Annotated in this window: 10 protein-coding genes; all 10 read right to left on the minus strand. The window is 63.9% G+C overall.

What is annotated here, in order from left to right:
* Positions 1-226: 226 nt before the first annotated feature.
* A complete protein-coding gene (locus BV034_RS05435; RefSeq protein WP_050024919.1) occupies positions 227-2,413 on the minus strand; it encodes a PDZ domain-containing protein in 2,187 nt (728 codons plus the stop codon).
* Between the two features lie 7 nt (positions 2,414-2,420).
* Positions 2,421-2,708, minus strand: coding sequence for a hypothetical protein (locus BV034_RS05440; RefSeq protein WP_050024921.1), 288 nt, complete (start codon positions 2,706-2,708; stop codon positions 2,421-2,423).
* Between the two features lie 6 nt (positions 2,709-2,714).
* On the minus strand, positions 2,715-5,072 hold the full coding sequence (locus BV034_RS05445) for a hypothetical protein (RefSeq protein WP_050024924.1): 2,358 nt from the start codon (positions 5,070-5,072) through the stop codon (positions 2,715-2,717).
* 14 nt (positions 5,073-5,086) lie between these two features.
* Positions 5,087-6,169 carry a hypothetical protein gene (locus BV034_RS05450; protein WP_050024925.1) on the minus strand — a complete coding sequence of 361 codons (1,083 nt, stop codon included), beginning with the start codon at positions 6,167-6,169 and terminating at the stop codon, positions 5,087-5,089.
* 2 nt (positions 6,170-6,171) lie between these two features.
* Positions 6,172-9,171 (minus strand): zinc ribbon domain-containing protein, encoded by a 3,000-nt coding sequence (locus BV034_RS05455; protein WP_050024927.1) that lies wholly within the window; start codon positions 9,169-9,171, stop codon positions 6,172-6,174.
* A 19-nt stretch (positions 9,172-9,190) separates the two neighbouring features.
* A complete protein-coding gene (locus tag BV034_RS05460; RefSeq protein WP_050024929.1) occupies positions 9,191-11,056 on the minus strand; it encodes an Hsp70 family protein in 1,866 nt (621 codons plus the stop codon).
* A 241-nt stretch (positions 11,057-11,297) separates the two neighbouring features.
* On the minus strand, positions 11,298-12,950 hold the full coding sequence (locus tag BV034_RS05470; RefSeq protein WP_050024932.1) for an Hsp70 family protein: 1,653 nt from the start codon (positions 12,948-12,950) through the stop codon (positions 11,298-11,300).
* Positions 12,951-12,979: 29 nt separating this feature from the next.
* Entirely contained in the window at positions 12,980-13,630 is a 651-nt protein-coding gene (gene grpE / locus BV034_RS05475) for a nucleotide exchange factor GrpE (RefSeq protein WP_050024934.1), read from the minus strand.
* A gap of 59 nt (positions 13,631-13,689) precedes the next feature.
* Positions 13,690-15,705, minus strand: coding sequence for an NACHT domain-containing protein (locus tag BV034_RS05480; protein WP_050024937.1), 2,016 nt, complete (start codon positions 15,703-15,705; stop codon positions 13,690-13,692).
* Between the two features lie 49 nt (positions 15,706-15,754).
* Positions 15,755-17,984, minus strand: a 2,230-nt coding sequence (locus tag BV034_RS05485) for a tetratricopeptide repeat protein (protein ID WP_265592657.1), incomplete at its 5' end; no start/stop codon positions are given.

Raw genomic sequence — 17,984 nt, forward strand, 5'->3', positions numbered from 1 at the left:
TGAACTACTGGTTTCCTGAGTTCCCCAGTTTTATTTGATGGCAAATGCTTTGGCGCGATTGCGCCAAAGAAAGCATGCTCTGATAGAGAGGTGGCGGCCCGGCTATCGGTGGACGGTGACAGCCTGTAGTGGGCAAATGACGAGGCTGACGCCGGAGCCGTAAGGACCGCTGAGTCTTGAGATCAGTTTGTCGAGAGCCACACTCTGTTGACGGTCGGCTTCTTCGCTACAAGTGCGAGGGTCCAACATTGCGGGGGTGCGCTCGACAGCGAGATGGCAGTTCTGACCGGTTCACTGAAATGATGACGTCGCCCTGATGTATGCCGCTGAGTGCGGCGGGGCCGCCGGGAATCACCTTGTGTACCATGGGATAGGAGCATTTGTCCACCATGTGGGTCACCACCATGCCGACGCCCCAGGGCTGCCCGGTGGCCTGCTCTCTGTTGAAGGTGCGACGTACTTGGCGGGTGACGTAGTGGTGGTCACCCCAGCGGTAGAACCCCACGAGAAAGCTGGGCTTGGTCAGGGCATTGGAGACGACCTGCTGCAGTTCCAGAGCGTTGAGTTTTCTGGTCAGGTGGCCGTCGATTTCCTCGATCTGATCGTCGCTCATGAGCCCGGCGCGATTGGCCCTGCCCCAGTTGGTGACGCCGGTGATGTCGGCCGGGAAGAAGGTGGCGGGCCAGATGATGCCGGCAACGGTGCTGCCAAATTTTTCATCGAACCTGGAGGGCCGGCCCATCTTGGAGAAGGTGCCGCCCAGAAGCTCCTCCTGGGTGGGAACGGGAACCGGAACCGGAGCGGGTACGGGGAGGGCGGGGAGGGCGGGCGAGGGCGTCACGATCACAGGTGCCGGCGCCGGCGCGGGAGTGGGTGCTGGCTTGTACGCGGGTGCTGGAGAAGGCTTCACCGGGCGTGGTTTTCCGGACGGGGCGGGTGAGGGGGGCGTGGGTGGGGTGTAGACCACTTCGTGCTTTGTCTTGATGACCCCGAGGATCTTGGGGAGGATGAGGGTGCCGACACCGAACATGAGGCCCAGGACAAGCAACAGGGCCAGAATGGCGCTGTAGGAGCGTTGCTTGACGTGACTGCCGAGGCGGGTCTCGCTGATGAGCCAGCGCATGACTTCGTCAATGCCCCTGGACTTGAGGCTGCGGCCTTCCTGGGTGAGGGTGCTTGCGGCAAAGAAGCGCACATTCTGAAAGGAGCCGCGGGCAAGTTCGATGAAATTATGACCTCCGTGCTTCTCCAGGAACTTTTCGCACTGGTCGCTGGTGATGGTGGCGGGGTTGCCAATGCCGGCGCCGAATTCTGAGTGGAGGGTGGGGGAGTCGATCTTGTTCAGGATAACGGCCATGGGCCGGTTGACCTTGGCGCCGGACCGGATGTCGTGGTTCTTCTGGAACTTGTTCAGCATCCGTGAGAAGGCGTCTTCTGTGTCATGGGTGGGGCTGAACCTTCCGGTGTGGGAGTTGAGCACGGCCAGGGCATCCACGACGACGACGAAGCCGTGGCTGTAGCCGTAGAAGTGGTGGGTATCGAGCGAGTTGCCGCCGGTGAAAACCTCGCCGGCGGAGTCATAGAGATGGAGGAGCTGGGGGATGCGGGAGCCGGTGTTGACCTTGAGGGTGTAGGCCTGGGCGTGGTGGGAGGAGGTCTTGAAGGGGTACCTGCCGGCGGCGGTCTCTGAGCGCAGGAGGTCGAGACTGGTGCTGGTGCGGTCATCGGCCGGGATGGCCTGCCAGCGCAGGGAGGGGGCGACGCGGGCGGCGACGGAGTCTGTGGCGGCGAAGATGAAGCAGGTCTTGCCGGAGTTGGGCGTGCCGATGACGGGAATGCAGAAGGGGGTGGTCTCTGCGTTTTCAATGGGGCGCCCGCAGTCCTCATGGGGGCAGCAGGCCTGATAGCGGGAGCGGCCGGTGAAGAAGCTGGTGACGAGTTTATGACCGCACTGGCAGGTTCTGAGGAAGATGCCGTGGGAGCCGGGGACGAGGCGGCTGTGGTGGGCGCCGCAGTTGGGGCAGATGTAGACGGGGATGTCGAACTTGCGGTGGCAATGAGGGCACGCGACGAAGACCCGGTAGATGAGCATGACCAGACGCTCTGCCAGGTAGAAGGCGGTGAAGATCACGTAAACGGTGAGGAAGAACACCGCCAGGGTGATGAGGTGGACGATGCTGGCGAGTGTGAAACCGACGGTGCCGAAGATGAGCACGCAAATGCCGGCCCACCCGCAGAGGATGCCCACGATCCACATCCACCACCCCTCGGAGAAGTACTTGCCGGCCAGGGCGGTCCAGGTGCCGAGGGATTCCAGGTTCAGGTTCCAGCTTTCCGTGATGGTGGCCCAGAGGTCGCGGTACCCTTTCCCAAAGAAATAGCTCTTTTTTGCCGGTTGTTCGATGGCAGGCATGAGGTGTTCAGGAGCGGAAGTAAGCGATGACGATGAGGGACAGGGCCGCGAAGGTGAGGACGCCAAGGATGATCTTGGCGGTCATGCCGTCGTGATCCCCCTCGGGGCGGACGTTGTTGATAAAGGCCCGGGCGTAGTTGGTCCCGGCGATGCCCAGGCCCAGCACGCCACCCAGGGCGAGGGTGGCGGGCAGGACGAAGACAAAAAGGACGTACAGCACGGCAAGGGCCGCGGCGATGGCGAGGACCACGCCGATGCAGACGAAGACAGCTTCAGAATCTTTGTCGTTGGCCATGGTCTGCTATTGGTTGTTGCCTAGAAGCCTGTCCCAGAGCCCCCGTTTGGCAGAGGGTGGGGCGGCGGGGCTGTGGGCGATGGCGGTGTCTGCTTCCTGCAGGATCTCCCGCCAGGGGGTGGTGCTGTAGTTGGGCTTGTGGCGCAGGGGCTGGGTGCCGCGTTCATAGGATGACCTGCCCAGGTCCTCGAAGGCGCAGACAAATGACTGGCTCAGCCGGGGCCAGATGGGTGGGGAGGAGCGGGCGGTGGTGGTGGAGGGCAGGGCATCCAGGGGGAAGACGCTGTGTGCGATGCGCACGGCGCGGGGGATGCTCTTTTCCGGCTCGGGATCCTGCAGGAGGCCGTCATCGAGCAGCTCTGAGAAGACCTGGGCGTAGTCGGTGTGACGGCGCTGGCAGAGGTTGCTGCACACGATGTGGAGGTGGTCCTCAGACTGGATGCGTCTCCAGAGGGAGCGGGTCCAGTATTTGGCGTAGGCGGAGTAGGATGTGGTGAGTTTCTCCAACTCCAGCAACGAGGTGGTGAGGCCGGGGAGGCGGTCCAGCGGCTGGAGGAACTGTTGGGGGTCTGAGAGGAAGGAGGCGAGGGCGAGGGTGCCGTTGGACAGCCTGGACCGCCGGGCATAGTCGTGGAGTTGCAGGATGGCGTTGCGATTTCTGGGGGACCAGGGGGGGAGGCCGAGCAGGGCTTCGGGAGAGTCGAAGCGGGCGGGGCTGGCGGAGAGGCGGATGATGATCTCCCCCAGGCCGAGGGTCTCCAGCTTGGAGAAAACCCGGCTTTTCGTCTCCTGATCCAGGGGATCAAAGATGGCGGCAAGGGTCTCTTCCAACACGGCGCCCTGGGGTTTGTCTCCCGCCTGGTGCAGGGTGAGGGCGAGGAAGATGTACAGGGCATCTGGCTGCTGACCGGCGGGCAGGGTGAGGCGGTGCCTGGTGAGGTGGGTGCAGGCGTTGGCGAGCTCCCTGGTGCCGGGGAGGCCCCAGGGCTCCTGGACAGAGGCGAGGAGCACGGAGAGGGCCTGGAGCAGGGGCGGCGCCAGCTGGGGGTCCTTGAACGCACGGAGGATGGCGTCCTGTTGTTTGATCAGGCCGACATCACCCAGGATTGCGGCACCCAGGCCGTGGCCGGAGTTGATGAGGGGGGTGATGGCCTGGACGATGTCTGCCGGCCTGCCCTGGCGCAGGAAGGCGGCCAGGCTCTCCCAGAAGAAGCGCTTGCGGAGGGTGGCGTCTCCGTCGCGTGTGGTTATTTCCTTGTGCACAAGCAGTGAGGTGAGGGCCTGAGTCTTCTCCAGGTCAGGGGTGGAGAAGAAGGTTTGCAGTGACGCTGGGGCAGAGAGCGTGTCGTATGCGGGTTGGAAGAATCCGGGAGCGCCTGACTTGATCCCCAGGTTCAGGGCGGAGGTGAATGCCTGGGGGGTGCAAGGTTGGTCGAGGCTGCCCAACAGACGCCAGAGGAGGGTGCCGTCCTGGAGTTGCTGATCGAGGGCCGGACTGCCGAGTGTGTCCAGGAAGGCGAAGAAGTCGGTGGTGTTTTGAGCCGGGAGTTCGGCCAGTGTTTCGACACAGTCCACATAGAGGTCGGCCGGTGGAGGGGGGGCCGATTCGAGGAAACTGAACTGCTGGCCGCGATCCATCTCGCTGCGGATGTAGGGGGGGAGCGGCTCTGCGAGGGCCTGCAGGGCGAATCTGGCATGGGGCCGGGGATCGTTGCAGTAGGAGATGCCCGTGAGCTGGTGGGCAATGCTCAGGGGGTACAGGCTTTGCCAGTACTGCATGTAGAAGAGCCAGCCCTTGGTGAAGGAGTCTGGCAGCACGAGGCTTTTACCCAAAGGCAGGCGGCGCAGGATGTCGCCGATCTCCTCCCGGCAATTTCTGACGGCTTCGGCGCGGTCCTCGTCGGAGACGGGCAGGGAGGGCGAGACCTCCTCCTCGGCGAGGTTGGCGGCGGGCAGGGGCCAGCCACCGGCGGTTTCCCTGGCTATCTCATCGCGGAAGGTGAGCGGGTCCCGGAAGGCGGGGCTGTCCAGATAGAGGGCGGGGAGGCCGGGGAGGAGGCCCTGGTGCCAGATGAAGGCCTGGGCGATGAAATTACCGTAGCGGCCGGTGTAGTCCTTCCCGATGTACTGGGACTTCATCACGCCATAGCGGCCGGAGGCGAGCTTGAAGAAGACGTGCTTGGTGGGGAAGGTGCGGAGCTGCTCATCCGTGGGGGCGGGTGGGGCGGACTTGGCCGGCTTGTACTCCACCAGCTGGGTTAGTTCCTGCAACTCGGGAGCGGTGAGATCCGGGGAGGCGCTGTGGATCTCAAACCCGCGCTGGGGGCAGGAGGTGTAGACAAAAGGGAGCCAGGGCTTGGACATGGGGGGTCGGGGCTTTACTTTTGGGTGGGGACGATGCCGCGGCGGCCGAGGTGCCAGACGAGGGGGTCGAGGATGCGGATGGGGTTGACCTCCGGGATCTGGTTTGAGGAGCCGGGGTTGCAACCGAGTGCGGAGATGCCGAAGTACCCGTGCTCAGGGAAGTTCCCCTCCACCTGGCTGCGGACGCCGTGGGCCTTCCAGTCGTGGAGGCAGGCCTGCATTTCCCCGTGGAGGTCGTCGAACTCGGCCTGGCTGAAGCTGCCGACGTGCTTGCTGGGATGGCGCAGGGCGGAATCCGGGGGCAGGGTGGGGAGGAGGGTGTCGATCTTGGTGAAGGCGACGGCAAGGGGGATGGGGATGTCCTTGCGTTCCGGCAGGTCCCAGGCCTTGTGAATGAGGTTGGCGGTTCTGGAAATAATGTCCTCCACGTTGCCGTTCTGCTGGGGGAGGTGGAGGGAGGAGGGGAGGGTCTCGCGGACGCCGGTGAGCTGCAGCGGATCCATGAGCAGGATGATGCCGTCGGACTTGTAGATGTACTTGTTGACCCTGCTCATGACGTCCTCGGCATTCAGGTCCTCCCCGGCGGTGTCGTAGAAGGAGAGGATCACTACCTCCGGGCGGCGGTTGCCCCGCTTGACGGAGAGCTTGAAGAGAAGGGGGCGGGTGGTGGGGCCGTGGGTGCGGCCGGACTGGGTGCCGTCGATGACGAGCTTGTCATTGAAGACCCGGCCGTAGAATTCACTGCGGTACCGGTCGATGGTTTCATCATTGAGGGGGCGGATGTGCCAGTTGAACTGGGGGCTGCGCTTGATCCACTCCACCAGCACGGCGATGAAGTGGCTCTTGCCGGCCTCCTTGGCGCCGATGATGGCGAGGCTGAGGGGGCGGAGGCCGTCGAAGTAGTCGCTGGCGGTGGCGGGGAGCTCATCGTGGCAGTGCGGGCAGACGACGCGGTTGCCCTGGGTGCCATCCTTGAGCTTGAAGGTCTCGAAACAGAAGGGGCAGTCGATCTGGCGCTTGCCGGTAAGAGGAGACAACAGCTTGCGCCTCCACTTGTCGAGGGCGGATGACAGCGATGAGGTGAGGTCGTCATTCATGGTCAGCGGGCCGGGAGGCGGAGGGATTGTGGGTCCGGTTTCAGGATGCGGAAGCGGGGGGCGTCCTTGGGGTCGGCCAGGACGAGGCTGACATAGGCGCCGGGGGTGAAGGCCAGGCCTTCGAGGGGGATGATGTGTTCCTCGCCGGCGGCGATGAGCACCGGGGGGACTGGTTTGAGCACCTCTCCGTCGCCCGACCGACGGGGGACGTGCTCTGCGTTCTGCACGAGCTGGAGGGGAGGGGTCTGGATGCCGGCCTGGTTGGTGCGGATGGCGAGGTGGGGCTTTTTGAAGAAGCCGCCCTTCACCACCCGGAAGCTGATCTCGGCCGGGGGTTCGAGGTAAGCGACGAGGGCGGTCCCGGTGGTGGCCTGGTCCCCGGACGGGGTGGGCATGAGGGCGGCCACCCGGAGGTGGTGGTTGCGGGCCTCGGTGGGGCGCAGGCGGTAGGAGCCCTGGGGCTGGTTTCCCTCCCGGAGCACTTCCACCCGGGTGCCTGCCTGGTCATACCGGGCGATGGGGGTGAAGCTGTAGCCGATGGCGGCACGGGTGACGTTGTCCGGCCAGGTCCAGGTGATGTGGACCTCACCGGCGATGACGTTCATGGCGCAGTCGTGCAGCTCCTCCATGACGAGCACGGAGCTGGTGGGGCCGACGAGGGCGGTGTTCCCCTGGCGGGTGTAGGCCAGGTAGTGGTGGGTGCCGGCGGTGCCGGGCAGGTGCTCGGCCCTGGTGGGGGTGAGGATGGGCACCTGTTGCCCGATGGCGTCCAGATCCGCGAGAGACAGCATTTGCCCTGGCCGGGGTCCGGAGGGCTGGTTGAGCAGGAGCACACCTGGAGAGCCGCTGGTAAGGGGGGCCCAGGTGAGCTGGACCTTGCCGGCGCTGAAGAGGGCCTTGAAGTGGCTGACGGCCTCCGGCGGGGTGATGGGGGTGGTGAGCTGGGTGAGGCCTGTGGAATACACCTGGGCCCCGGTGATGGTGGTGTAGCAGACCTTGACCAGATAGCCGTAAGGGGTGCCGTTCTTAAGTCCGGAGTCCGTGACGCCCTGGGAACCGGCACCGGCCAGCTGCCTGCCGTCCTGGGGTGAGGCGGGCACGCTGTGCTCCTTGCGGGTGATCTGGACGGAACAGTTGCCCGGAGGCAGAGTCCACTGGAGATTGACCAGGCCGTCTCCGGGGAGCACGCGGAAGCCGGTGACGTCTGGAACGGCGGTGACGCCCTTCGTGGCGGCGGCGGTGGAGGACACGACGCCGAGACGGCTGGTGGTGATGGTGTACTCGTAGGTGTGGCCGGGCTCGACCGAGGTGTCGAAGTGCCCGCTCGCGGAGGCCTTGGGTTCGAGGACTTTCGCCTGGGTCTCCCTCAGGTTCAGGTTCCGTCTGCTCACAACATAGGTGACGGGCAGGGGGGAGGCCACGGCGGGCCAGGTGATCTGGATGCCGCTGCCTGAGTACTGGGCGAGGGCGCTGGAAGGGGCCGGTGGGGCCATGCCTTTGGCCAGGGCGGCAACTTCCGTGAGGTCCCCGCCGAGGGCGGTGGCCTGCTGGAGCTTGCGCAGGGCGGACTCGAGCTTGCCTGCGCTCAGTTCAGCCGCGGCGTCCCGGGCGGTCTGCTGCGCCTCCTGCCGCTGCCGGGTGGCTTTTTCCGCGAGGGGGCGGACGCTCTCCGGGTGGGCGCTGGCGCGGATGCGCTGCTCCGCGGCGGCAATCCTGCCGGCATCCAGGAGTTTCTGTATTTCCTCGACCTCCGCCTTTTGGGCGGTGAGGAGGGCGTGGAGTTCCGCGCGGGTCCTGGCGGATTCTGGCATGCCGGGCCAGTAGCGGTCTGCCCGGCCGAGCTGGAGCGCGGCCTCGGCGAACTTTTTCTCTGCGATGAGGGTCTGGGCGTTCCTGATGCAGGGGTGGGCGAGCACCATGTCCCCCAAGTGGAAGCCGCATTTCGTGCAGGCCACGTCGCGGACGCGGGAGGGGCTTTTGCACTTGGGGCAGTCAATGGCGAGCGGCTGGCCGCAGTGCTTGCAGTAGGTGGCCTTGTCAGCGTTCAGCGTATGGCAGGAGGGGCAGGCATCCTGGTGCTCGACGGAGAGGTGCTGGGGCTTGTAGAGGATGTAGTTTTTCTGCCTCGCCAGCTCACGGATGCAGGCCTCCACCCGGGCGAGTTCCGCGCCGGTCTCCAGTCCGTTTCTGACGAGGGCATCGTAGCTCTCCGCGCTGATCTCCTTGTTGACGACGGCCAGGCGGATGGCTTCCTCGAGGGGTTTGAGGACCTCATTCTCCAGGGCCAGTTCATAGGACCGCCTGGGGTCCTCCTGGGTGGGGTCGAAGATGATCTTGGCTTTTCCTGAGAGCCGGCTGCCTGCCTCCACCTTGGGCTCCTTTTTGGTGAAGCTCTGGTAGTGTTTCCACTTGATGTCCGCCTGGGCGTGAAGGGTGGTTGTGGAAGTGCGGCGGGAGCAGGGGGTGACCTCGTCTGAGAGGAAGGCAAAGAGGTCGGCCTTCTCCAGAATCTGGAGGTCTTCCAGGATGACCTTGTAGTCCGTGGACTTCATGGGCTTGACGCCCGCGTCCTCGCCGCCGGAGGTTTTGGTTTCTTCCTTGAACCCGACCTTGATGCGGGACCGGACCTCCGCCTCGGTGAAGATGCCGGACATGACCTTGACGAGCTGGGCGAGGTCCGCCGGGGTGACGTAGCCTTTGGCGGAGGCGACGAGCACCAGGTTGTCCAGCCGGGGGCCGCCGTCCCGTTTGCGGCGCACGATCTCCTCCTTCGCCTCCTGCACGAGCTTCTGGAAGGCGGTTGCATCCGGACGGGCGAGGAGGTCCCCCTCTATGTCCTTGATCCGGGCGAGGGCGAGGTCGGCCCTTTTGGCAACGGGTCCCTGGGCCAGGCTCTGGCTGTTCCATTCTGCCTTCTTCTTGTCGATCTGGGCTTTGATGCGGCCCACGTCCAGATCGGAGGGGTCCCATTCGATAAGCAGGAAAGGATTGTCGGGGATCATGGCAGGCGGTGGGGGGAGGCTAGCCGAAGAATCTGATCTGCCGCTGGTCGGTGGTGCCGCCGGGGAGGTGGCAGGCCTGGGACTCTGTCATGACCTGGGCGATGCGGCCGAATTGCTCTGTGATCTGCCCCATGTCCGTGAGGAGGGCGGACTCCTCACTGTTGGCGATGCTGGTGAGAAACTCCTGATCCGCACCGCCGAAGCCCATGGAGACGATTTGCACTCCTGCGGCCTTGAGGCGGTCTGCGGCGGAGATGGCGGCACTCGCGTGACTCCACACGCCATCGGTGAGGAGGAGCACGTAGCGGTTCCCATCGATGTCTGCGAGTTGAGCTCCCAGCGCGTCGAAAGGATGGGCCGCATTGCCGTAGCCCACGTCGGGGATTTTCCAGCTCTGGATGCCGCGCTCCAGGTCCTTGGCAGACTGGGTGAGGGGGGCCACGGTGCGGTTTTCATCGGCGAAGATGTGGAGGCCCACGGAGCTGGTGGAGAGGTCCAGGTGATGGATGAAGTTCCGGGCGGCTTCCTTGGCCTTTTCCAGCGGTTCACCGGACATGCTGCCGGAGAGGTCGACGGCGATGAAGATGGAGAGATGGGTGGGGGCGGTGGTGGTGAGCTCTGTAGGAGACTTGTGCAGCCAGTCCATGTCTGCCGGAGAGCGGTCCACGGAGACCGGCAGCTTCTTGCCGCTGCTGCGCTGGGTGGCCTCCACCTGCACGACGCCGTTTTGATCATAGCGGTAGCCGATGTCGAGCACGGCGGTGCCTCCTGGTTCGGGATCGATGCCGGAGATGACGTACTTGCCCAGCAGGGAGCAGTGCAGGGGGTTCTCTGACTCTCCCTGGAGGACGTACACGTCTGTGGCGTTGGTGCCGGATCTGCGGGTGCGTTGCTGGAAGGGGCGGACCTGGTGGGAGGGGATCTTCTGGTTCTTGGGCAGGATGATGGAGTTGATGAAGGCGGAACGGTCCTGCTTTTCCGCGACCATGCCGAGACTGTGGGCCATGACATCGGTGACGGCCATGGGCCCGCCGAGGCAGTGGATCTTGCCGGACGGGATGGTGCGGCGGCTGGCCTCCAGGGCGGCGCCCAGGGCGACGGCCTCATCAGGATTGACGCCGGTGGCGAAGTGGCCGCGGAACTCTGTCTGGAGGGCGCTGCGCACCATGGGCATGCGGGTGGAGCCGCCCACGCAGACGATCTCCTGGACGTTCTGCCAGTTCTTTCCTACATCCGCGAGGGCCTGATTGGTGAGCAGCAGGGTGCGGGCGGTGAGGTCCTGGGAGGCGGATTCAAAATCGCTGCGACTCACCTCGTAGCTGCCGCGCAGTCCGGCGTAGGTCACGGCCACGCGGGCCTTGTCGCGGGTGGAGAGCTGGAGCTTGGCGGTCTCGCAGCGGACGGTGAGGTCCAGGCAGCCGAGCGGGTCCTCCAGGGGGTTCTCACCATGTTCTTCATGGAACTTGTCTGCGATGATGCGGACGAGGCGGTCATCCCAGTTCTTGCCGCCCAGCTGGTGATCCCCGTCACTGCCGAGGACGGTGATGCCGTCCGGGCTGATCTGGACGATGGTGACGTCGAAGGTGCCGCCGCCCAGGTCATAGACGAGCACGGTCTTTTCCGCGTGGGTGCGGTCGGTGCCGAAGGCGATGGCGGCGGCGGTGGGCTCGTTGATGATGCCGAGGACGTTGATGCCGGCCTGGCGCCCGGCGAGGAGGGTGTCCTCCCGCATGTTGTTGTCGAAGTAGGCCGGGGTGGTGATGACGGCGGAGGGGCTGGAGGCGCCGGCCACCTCCGCGGTCAGGTGTTGGAGGACGATGGCGGAGAGCGCCACGGCGGAGTAGCTTTTCCCGTGATGTTCTACCGCGAACCCGGGGTTGCCCATGTGCCGTTTGAAATAACAGGCGATCCCCGGCTCGCCGGCCTCCTGGGCGGCCTTGGCCGCGGTGCCGACGACGGGGGGCTGGCCCGGACCGGCGAAGTGGATGACGGAGGGGGTGGTGGGGACCCTTCCTGGTTGGGGAGGATGACCGGCCGCCCCTCTGTCATGCGGGCCACGACGGAGAAGGTGGTGCCAAGGTCGATGCCGAGGGGGGAGGTCATGCCTGGGGAGGGGAGGTGGGGTTTCAGGAGTGAACGGCCATGAGGGCGCTGCGCTTGATGGCGTCCTCCAGCTCCTGGCCCTGGATGACGTTGGTGGTCTGGATGGTGACGTCCACCTTGTTGCCGGTGGTGCGCTCCGTGGCCTGGATGTCGAGGGTGCCGTCCCGCTTGAGGGTGAACTTGACCTCGATGGGGGTGTTCTTGGGCATGGGCCGGCCGAAGGAGAGCACGCCGAAGCCGATCTCGTTGCTCTGCTCCACCTCCACGACCTCGACGGAGAGCTCGTTTTCCACGACCTTGATGTCCACACCGATCTGGCCTTCATGGAAGGTGACGAAGGGTTTTTCCACCTCGGTGGGCAGCGGGGAGTTGCGGTAGATGAGGTTGGTGACCTGGGGGTTGCCGGCCGCGTCCACGGAGACCATGCCGAAGCTCTTGGCGCAGACGGACTTGTCTGTGATGGAGATGCTGCTGACGAGGGTGGTCAGGTCCGTGCCCTGTGAGATGGCAATCTCTTCGAGCGTCTTGCGGTCGTCCTCCGAGAGGTTCTGGACCTCCTCTGCGCTGGTGGGGGCGGTGCCGATGGCCTCCTGGATGCGCTTGAGGAGGGCGCGGTTGTGGGCGACGATGGCGGCGCCGCGGGCCACGGCTTCATCGGGATCAAAGAGCCGCGGCTTGGTGCCGAACGCCTTCTCCACGGCGAGGCCGATCTGGGGCATGCGGCAGGAGCCGCCGACGAGGATGATCTCATCGAACCTGGTGTGGCCCTTGGTGGCGGCCGCCTCGAGGGCGCGACGGGTGATGTCGATGGTCTGCTGGAGCAGATCTGAGGTGAGGTCGTCGAACTCCTGGCGGCTGACCTCGATCTTCTCGCGGTTCTTGCCGAACTGGGCGGAGTAGCTGGCCTTGTCGCTGACGGAGAGGCGCTTCTTGATGCTGCGTTCTGCGCCGTCCTGGAAGTCGGCCATGGTCTGGGCGTCGTTGAAGAGGTCGTCCTCATCCGTGTCGGTGCGGGTGGCGAACTGGGACACCATGTGCCGGATGATGCGGTCATCCCAGTTCTTGCCGCCGAGCTCGTTGTGGCCGTCGGTGACGATGACCTCGAAGCTCTCCGGTGTGACTTTCATGAGGGTGACGTCGAAGGTGCCGCCGCCCAGGTCGAAAACGAGGATGATCTTCTCCCCCGTGAGATCGCTGAGGCCGTAGGAGATGGCGGCGGCGGTGGGCTCGTTGATGATTTCCAGGACGTTGAGCCCGGCGATCTTCCCGGCCCGGGCGGTGGCCTCACGCTCGCTGATGCCGAAGTAGGCCGGCACGGTGATGACCGCGTCTGTGATCTCGCAGCCCAGGGTCTGGTTGCTGTCGCTGACGAGCTTCTTCAGGATGTATGCGGAGATCTCCTCGGGCCGGTAGCTCTTGCCGTTGTGGGCGAAGGAGTACTCCTTGCCCATCTTGCGCTTGATAAAGGAAACAACATTCTCCGGCTCAAGCTTGGCGGACTCCTTGGCGACCTTGCCCACGACGACGTTGTCGTCCTCGAACAGGACGACTGAGGGGGTGATGTTCTCGTTGTCGAAGTTCTTCACGACGACGGCCTTGCCGGCCTCGTCCACGTAGGCGACGCATGAATAGGTGGTGCCGAGGTCAATTCCTACAACCGGTGCTTTCTTGCTCATTTTCTTGGGTGGGGGGGGAAGGGGTGGGATCAGATGGTGGAGGTCTCGGCAGGTGTGCTGGCGGAGCTGTCCGCGGGGCTGTATGTGTGCACGTGGACGGACTGGTGCCGGATGATGCGGCCGTTCCAGATGAAGCCGGGGCGGACGGACTCGGCGATGGTCTTGTCCGCCGCGGGATCGCTGCTGGGGATTTTCTTCATGACCTTCTGCCGCGCGGGGTCGAAGGGGGCGCCGACAGGTTCGTTGAAAATCTCCGTCTGGTTTCTCTCCAGGATGTCTGCGATGTCATTGGGGAGGAAGGTGAACGGGCGCAGGGCGCGCTGCACGGCGGGCTCTTCTTCACTGGCGAACTGGCTGACGAGGGAGGACACATCATCATGAAGGCGGATCAGGTCCACCAGCATGGGCTGGATGATCTTCTGGATGAGGCCGCTCTTGTGCTCCTGAAGCTCGGCGTGAAGCTGGTCAAAGAGGGCATTCTTGTGCGTGTCTGTCTGGAGACGGCGCTCGAACTTGCGATCGAGGTCGGCGAGCAGGGACTCGATGCGCTGGAGACGTTCTGAATGATCCCCGGTGGAGGAGGGGGAGTCGGGGACGATGGATTCGTTCTGGCCAGCGTCAGGACGGCTGTCCGTGGCGGCCCCATCAGAGCCGGAGGAGTTTTCGTTCACGGGATCCATGGAGAAGAATTGTCAGGTGGCGGGTTGTGTTTGGCAAGGCTATGGGGAAAACTTATGGTTCACATTGGATGTGTGAGATTTGGGGGAGGGGTGCCTGGAGCGGAAGGTGAAGGGGCTGGAGGCGCATGAACCGGAAGTGGAGCGGGTCCCGGAGGTTGCTGGAGGATCAGGACGTTCTGATTGTTGTGGTCGGCGAGCAGCTTCGCCCCGAGGTCTCCCCCGTGAAGCTGCACGATGTCGATCAGTTCCGAAGGGGCCTTGGCAAGTTTAAGGTAATGACGAAGCGGTCCCTGCCAGATGGGGTCTGCGACGAGAGGGTGCCAATCCGGAGGGAGAGATGAGGGCGCATGAACCCAATGGTCTGCACAGATGAACTCCTGGAAGGTCTTGCCGGGCAGGTACCAAAGCCTGGCGTCGACGGTATGCTTGATGAGATCTGTCTGCCACGCCAGGTCACGGAGATAGGTTTCACGCTGCCCCGGAGCAATTTCCAGTTCATCCAGAAATGGGGTGGCGATGGCAAGGAGCTGGGGCGTGTCAAGCGACGGCCAGTGCCCTTCGGCCGCTCCAGGTGGGAGAGGTTGTGAGTGAAGATGGTGGGCGACGGCCCCAATGATGCTGCGATGAATGGTGATCTCCGGCGTTACACAAAGGTCTTCAATTTTTTTGTCCGGTGCCCCCTTCGATTTCCAGCGGGTGAGGGACGTGAGGTGTGTCTCCCGATAGAAGTGGTGGTCAATGCTCTTGTCCTCGGGACGTTCGGCATGCAGGAGGCAGGCATGCATCAGCCGGAGCGGTGTGCGGGAGAGGGGGGCAAGATCGATATTGTTCCAGACGGTAGCAAAGAACTCATCGGTGACTTGACTGGCCCTTTCCTGCAAAGAGGCAGGGAATGCGGCTTGAGGCTGGGAATCTTTCTGACGATGGAGTTGCAATTTTTGAATCAGATCACGGACGGATGATGGGGGGAGTGGCTGGATATGCAGGTGTTTGATGTCGGGGAACCAATTCATGTCCACGGCTCCGGCGATGGCGCTGAGGATGAAGAGATTGCCCCGCCACAGAGAGCAGTTAAATTGCCTGGCCAGCCAGGTGCCGATCCTCTTCCTTTCTTCGGGATTGGAGATTTCATCAAGACCATCAAGAAGAAGGATGCAAGCTGAGCACGAGAGTTCGTGCCGCAACATTTCTGCGAGTTCGGTCTCTGAATGAAATGCGGTCGGGTCCAGCGTCTTGATTGCAGCCTGCGCCAGTACACTCGGGAGCGAACGATGATCTGCGTTGTCGGGAAGATGCAGGTGCTTCAACTTGATGTAGACAGGCAGGTGTTGCCTGAAAAGACGTTGGTTGATATCCTTGCCGTCGTTGATTCTACGAAGGTACTCAAGCATCACATGGAGTAGCAAGGTGGTCTTGCCACTTCCCAACGAACCTGAAATAAAAATTCCCATGCCTGGGTGGGAACGTGTGCGATCGATGTGATCCCAGATGGTGGGTTGAGCACCGGGCGCGCCCTCTGGCGGGGGGCGGAGGTCATCTGGTGGGGCAATGGATGGCCAGACCTCAGTGAATGCGTCGGTGAGTTTAATGTTGCTGGCATTCAGCCGAAATTCGTTTCTGAGTTGAATGCGGTGGAGGTGCGCTTGTTCCTCCCTGCAGAACTTGCGCTTTTGTTCCTGGAGATTCTGTGCGGAAGTGTGGTCGGTTTTGACCTGTAGAACACGCTTGAGCGAGGAGGTCAGCACATGCCTGCATCGTTCAAAGACTTTCGGGGTTGATACTTCGATCGTGTTGGTGATCTTCTTCGTCAGTCTGCCTCTGCGGTTCAAGTGGCAGGCGACGTGAACGGCCAAAATTAACACACCCAGGGCGGCGAGAATGATCGTCGCGTGCCCAAGAATCCTAAGAAGATCGATCTGTTCAAGAGACGGCACGGAGATACTGCCGGCGGAGGGCAGTTTTTTCGACAGGGTGGAGCCGGCACCTATGCTCAACACGCTAAGCACCCCGAGGACCATTTTCCAATGCTTCTGGATGGGGGATTTTTCCTTTGGTGGCTTGCTGGAAGTAGGCATGAAAGGCGGGACTTGAGATAGATGCTCTGTGGTGGGTTTGGGACGTGCGTCACCTTTGTCCGTCCGGCGGGTTGTCGTACTTATCGAGCCACGTCTTTCGCGACAGGTGGTGCTCCTCGATCAGGTCCTTGGCGATCTCCAGGTCGGTGATGTTCAGCGCCCTTTCGTGCCGCGGTTCATTGAGGGTGAGGTTCACCTTCTTCTGCAGATTGTTGGCGAGATCCCCCGCTTCTTGATAGTGCCAGTAGCCTTTGGTGCTTTCTCCTGTGCGGGTCTCGTTAAAGACGGCCGCTGCGGTGCCGCCGTCTCCAACGGTGGCCCCCAGGGGATAGATCTCACGAAGTATTTGCTTGAACGCCACATTCTCCGCGGTGGCGAGGATGGTTCTCCGGACCTCACTGCCCTGATCATCTCCGAACCCGCCTCCGCCTCCAAATCCCCCGCCTCCTGAGCCGCCGCCACCTCCTCCAGGGCGAACCTCTTCCACGGTGGCACCTTTCATGGAGACGCCGCCGACGGAGTGGACGTCGCGTTCGGCGGGGAAGCGGGGGACGTGCTGGGTGGGTTGTTTTTGAGCGGCGTCCATGTATTTGGCGCGGAGCTGGCGCAGGTGTTTGAGCTGGGAGGCGGGCGGCATGACGCCCTGCTGGCGTAGATGAAACAACAGACGGCTCATGGCGAGGAGCTGGGGGACGCGGGCGAAGACGGGGTACCAGCGGCAGACGAGGGCGTAGTTCTGCTTGATGCGCATGGCGACCTGGCCAAAGAAGGTGGTGGGATCGTCTGGCTGGAGGTTGCGGTCGAGCTCGTTGCCATGTTCGTCCACCTTGATGCCGGAGCTCTCGATGTGGATGTGGAAGTCCTCCAGGGTGTACAGGGTGCCAAAGAGGCCGCCGGCGCGCTTCTGGGTGCTGATCTTGATGCCGGTCATGACGAGCTCAAGGCGCCCAAATGAACAGCCCGGGACGGAATCACCTTGGACGGGGAAGTGGCGGCGCATATACTGGTGCACGGGAGCGCCGGGGGTGGAGGCGGTGTTGAGAAAGGGGTCGGTGAAGGACTGGAGCACGGAGTCCTCACGGAGGGCCTTGAGCATCCAGTCTGCCTGGTAGAGGGAGTGGCCGAAGGCGGTGGCGGCGAGCCACGGTGGAGTGAAGACTTTTTTCTGCAGGCGCATCCAGGGCTCATGGGTGCCGGTGGCGTCTTCGAGGCTGAAGCTGGGCCACTCGATCCTGTCCTCGCTGGCGAAGGCGAGGATCTGGGCGACCTCGAAGTCCTCCTGGGTGATGAGGGAGGGGTGGTGGGGGGAGCGCTCGCCCTGGAGCTGGAGGGTGCCCTTGCTTTCTGAGATGCCGGTGATCTGCACCCAGCCGTCCTGGGGCCAGGTGCGCTGCTTGAGGATGCCGGGCAGGGGGCAGCCCTGGTGGTCCAGCTTGTTGTACACGGGGCCGAGGCGGAGTGAGGAGTCAACATAGGCCTGGTAGCTGTGGGCGTGCAGGCGGGCCTGGCTGATGGCGAGGGCGGCGAACCAGAGGGGGGCGAGGGGATCCCGCTCCAGGTGGGCGAGGCTGGCCTGCACCCAGAGGCGGTGGGAGATGGCGGCAAGGGCGCCGGGGGCGTCGAGGGCTGTTTTCAGCTGGGCGTCCCGTTGCTTCTGGGCGTCGGGGTCTGTGGAGACGGGTTCAGCGGGATCGCGGAAGGAGGCGTCTCCAGTGAGGCCGTGGAGCAGGCGGCTGAGGCGCTTGCGCTTGATGAGGACATCATAGGGCGGGGGGCAGGGGGGGAGTTGCCCGTGGCTCAGGGAGAGGAGGCGGAGGAGGTCATCGATCCGCTGGGGTGGGAACTCCAGGGTCTTGGCGGTGAGGAGGCAGCGGGTGGCGCGTTCTGGATCCTCCGGGACATCGCGGCCCAGGAGATGGCGCAGGCCGAGGGCGAGGGCGGCGTTTCTGGAGCTGCCTTTGACGGGCGGGGTGGCGTCCGCCGGTTCCTGGGTGAGGGCGGGGCAGGCCTTGAGGTAGGCACCAATGCCGAGGCTGGCGTCCTGCTGGAGGCCGTTCCCGGTGAGGAGGACGGTACCGAGATGGAAGGTGCCCTCCAGGCTGCCGTAGCTGGCGGCTTCCGCAAAGTGGCGCACGGCTCCTGCGGGATCGCGGTCCACGCCTTTGCCTTCAGCGAGGAGGAGGCCGTAGTCCACCTTGGCACCGGTGAGGCCGGCGTCTGCGGCCAGGCGGTAGTGGCTGGCGGCCTGCTCCCAGTCCATAAGGGTGCCGCGGCCGAGC

It is taken from the genome of Verrucomicrobium sp. BvORR034, assembly GCF_000739635.1.
Lineage (GTDB): Bacteria > Verrucomicrobiota > Verrucomicrobiia > Verrucomicrobiales > Verrucomicrobiaceae > Verrucomicrobium.

Coding starts and splice junctions, on each gene's coding strand:
- grpE (WP_050024934.1), bottom strand. CDS start 13,630: ATGGATCCCGTGAACGAAAACTCCTCCGGCTCTGATGGGGCCGCCACG.
- BV034_RS05455 (WP_050024927.1), bottom strand. CDS start 9,171: ATGATCCCCGACAATCCTTTCCTGCTTATCGAATGGGACCCCTCCGAT.
- BV034_RS05440 (WP_050024921.1), bottom strand. CDS start 2,708: ATGGCCAACGACAAAGATTCTGAAGCTGTCTTCGTCTGCATCGGCGTG.
- BV034_RS05470 (WP_050024932.1), bottom strand. CDS start 12,950: ATGAGCAAGAAAGCACCGGTTGTAGGAATTGACCTCGGCACCACCTAT.
- BV034_RS05445 (WP_050024924.1), bottom strand. CDS start 5,072: ATGTCCAAGCCCTGGCTCCCTTTTGTCTACACCTCCTGCCCCCAGCGC.
- BV034_RS05460 (WP_050024929.1), bottom strand. CDS start 11,056: ATGGGCAACCCCGGGTTCGCGGTAGAACATCACGGGAAAAGCTACTCC.
- BV034_RS05435 (WP_050024919.1), bottom strand. CDS start 2,413: ATGCCTGCCATCGAACAACCGGCAAAAAAGAGCTATTTCTTTGGGAAA.
- BV034_RS05450 (WP_050024925.1), bottom strand. CDS start 6,169: ATGAATGACGACCTCACCTCATCGCTGTCATCCGCCCTCGACAAGTGG.
- BV034_RS05480 (WP_050024937.1), bottom strand. CDS start 15,705: ATGCCTACTTCCAGCAAGCCACCAAAGGAAAAATCCCCCATCCAGAAG.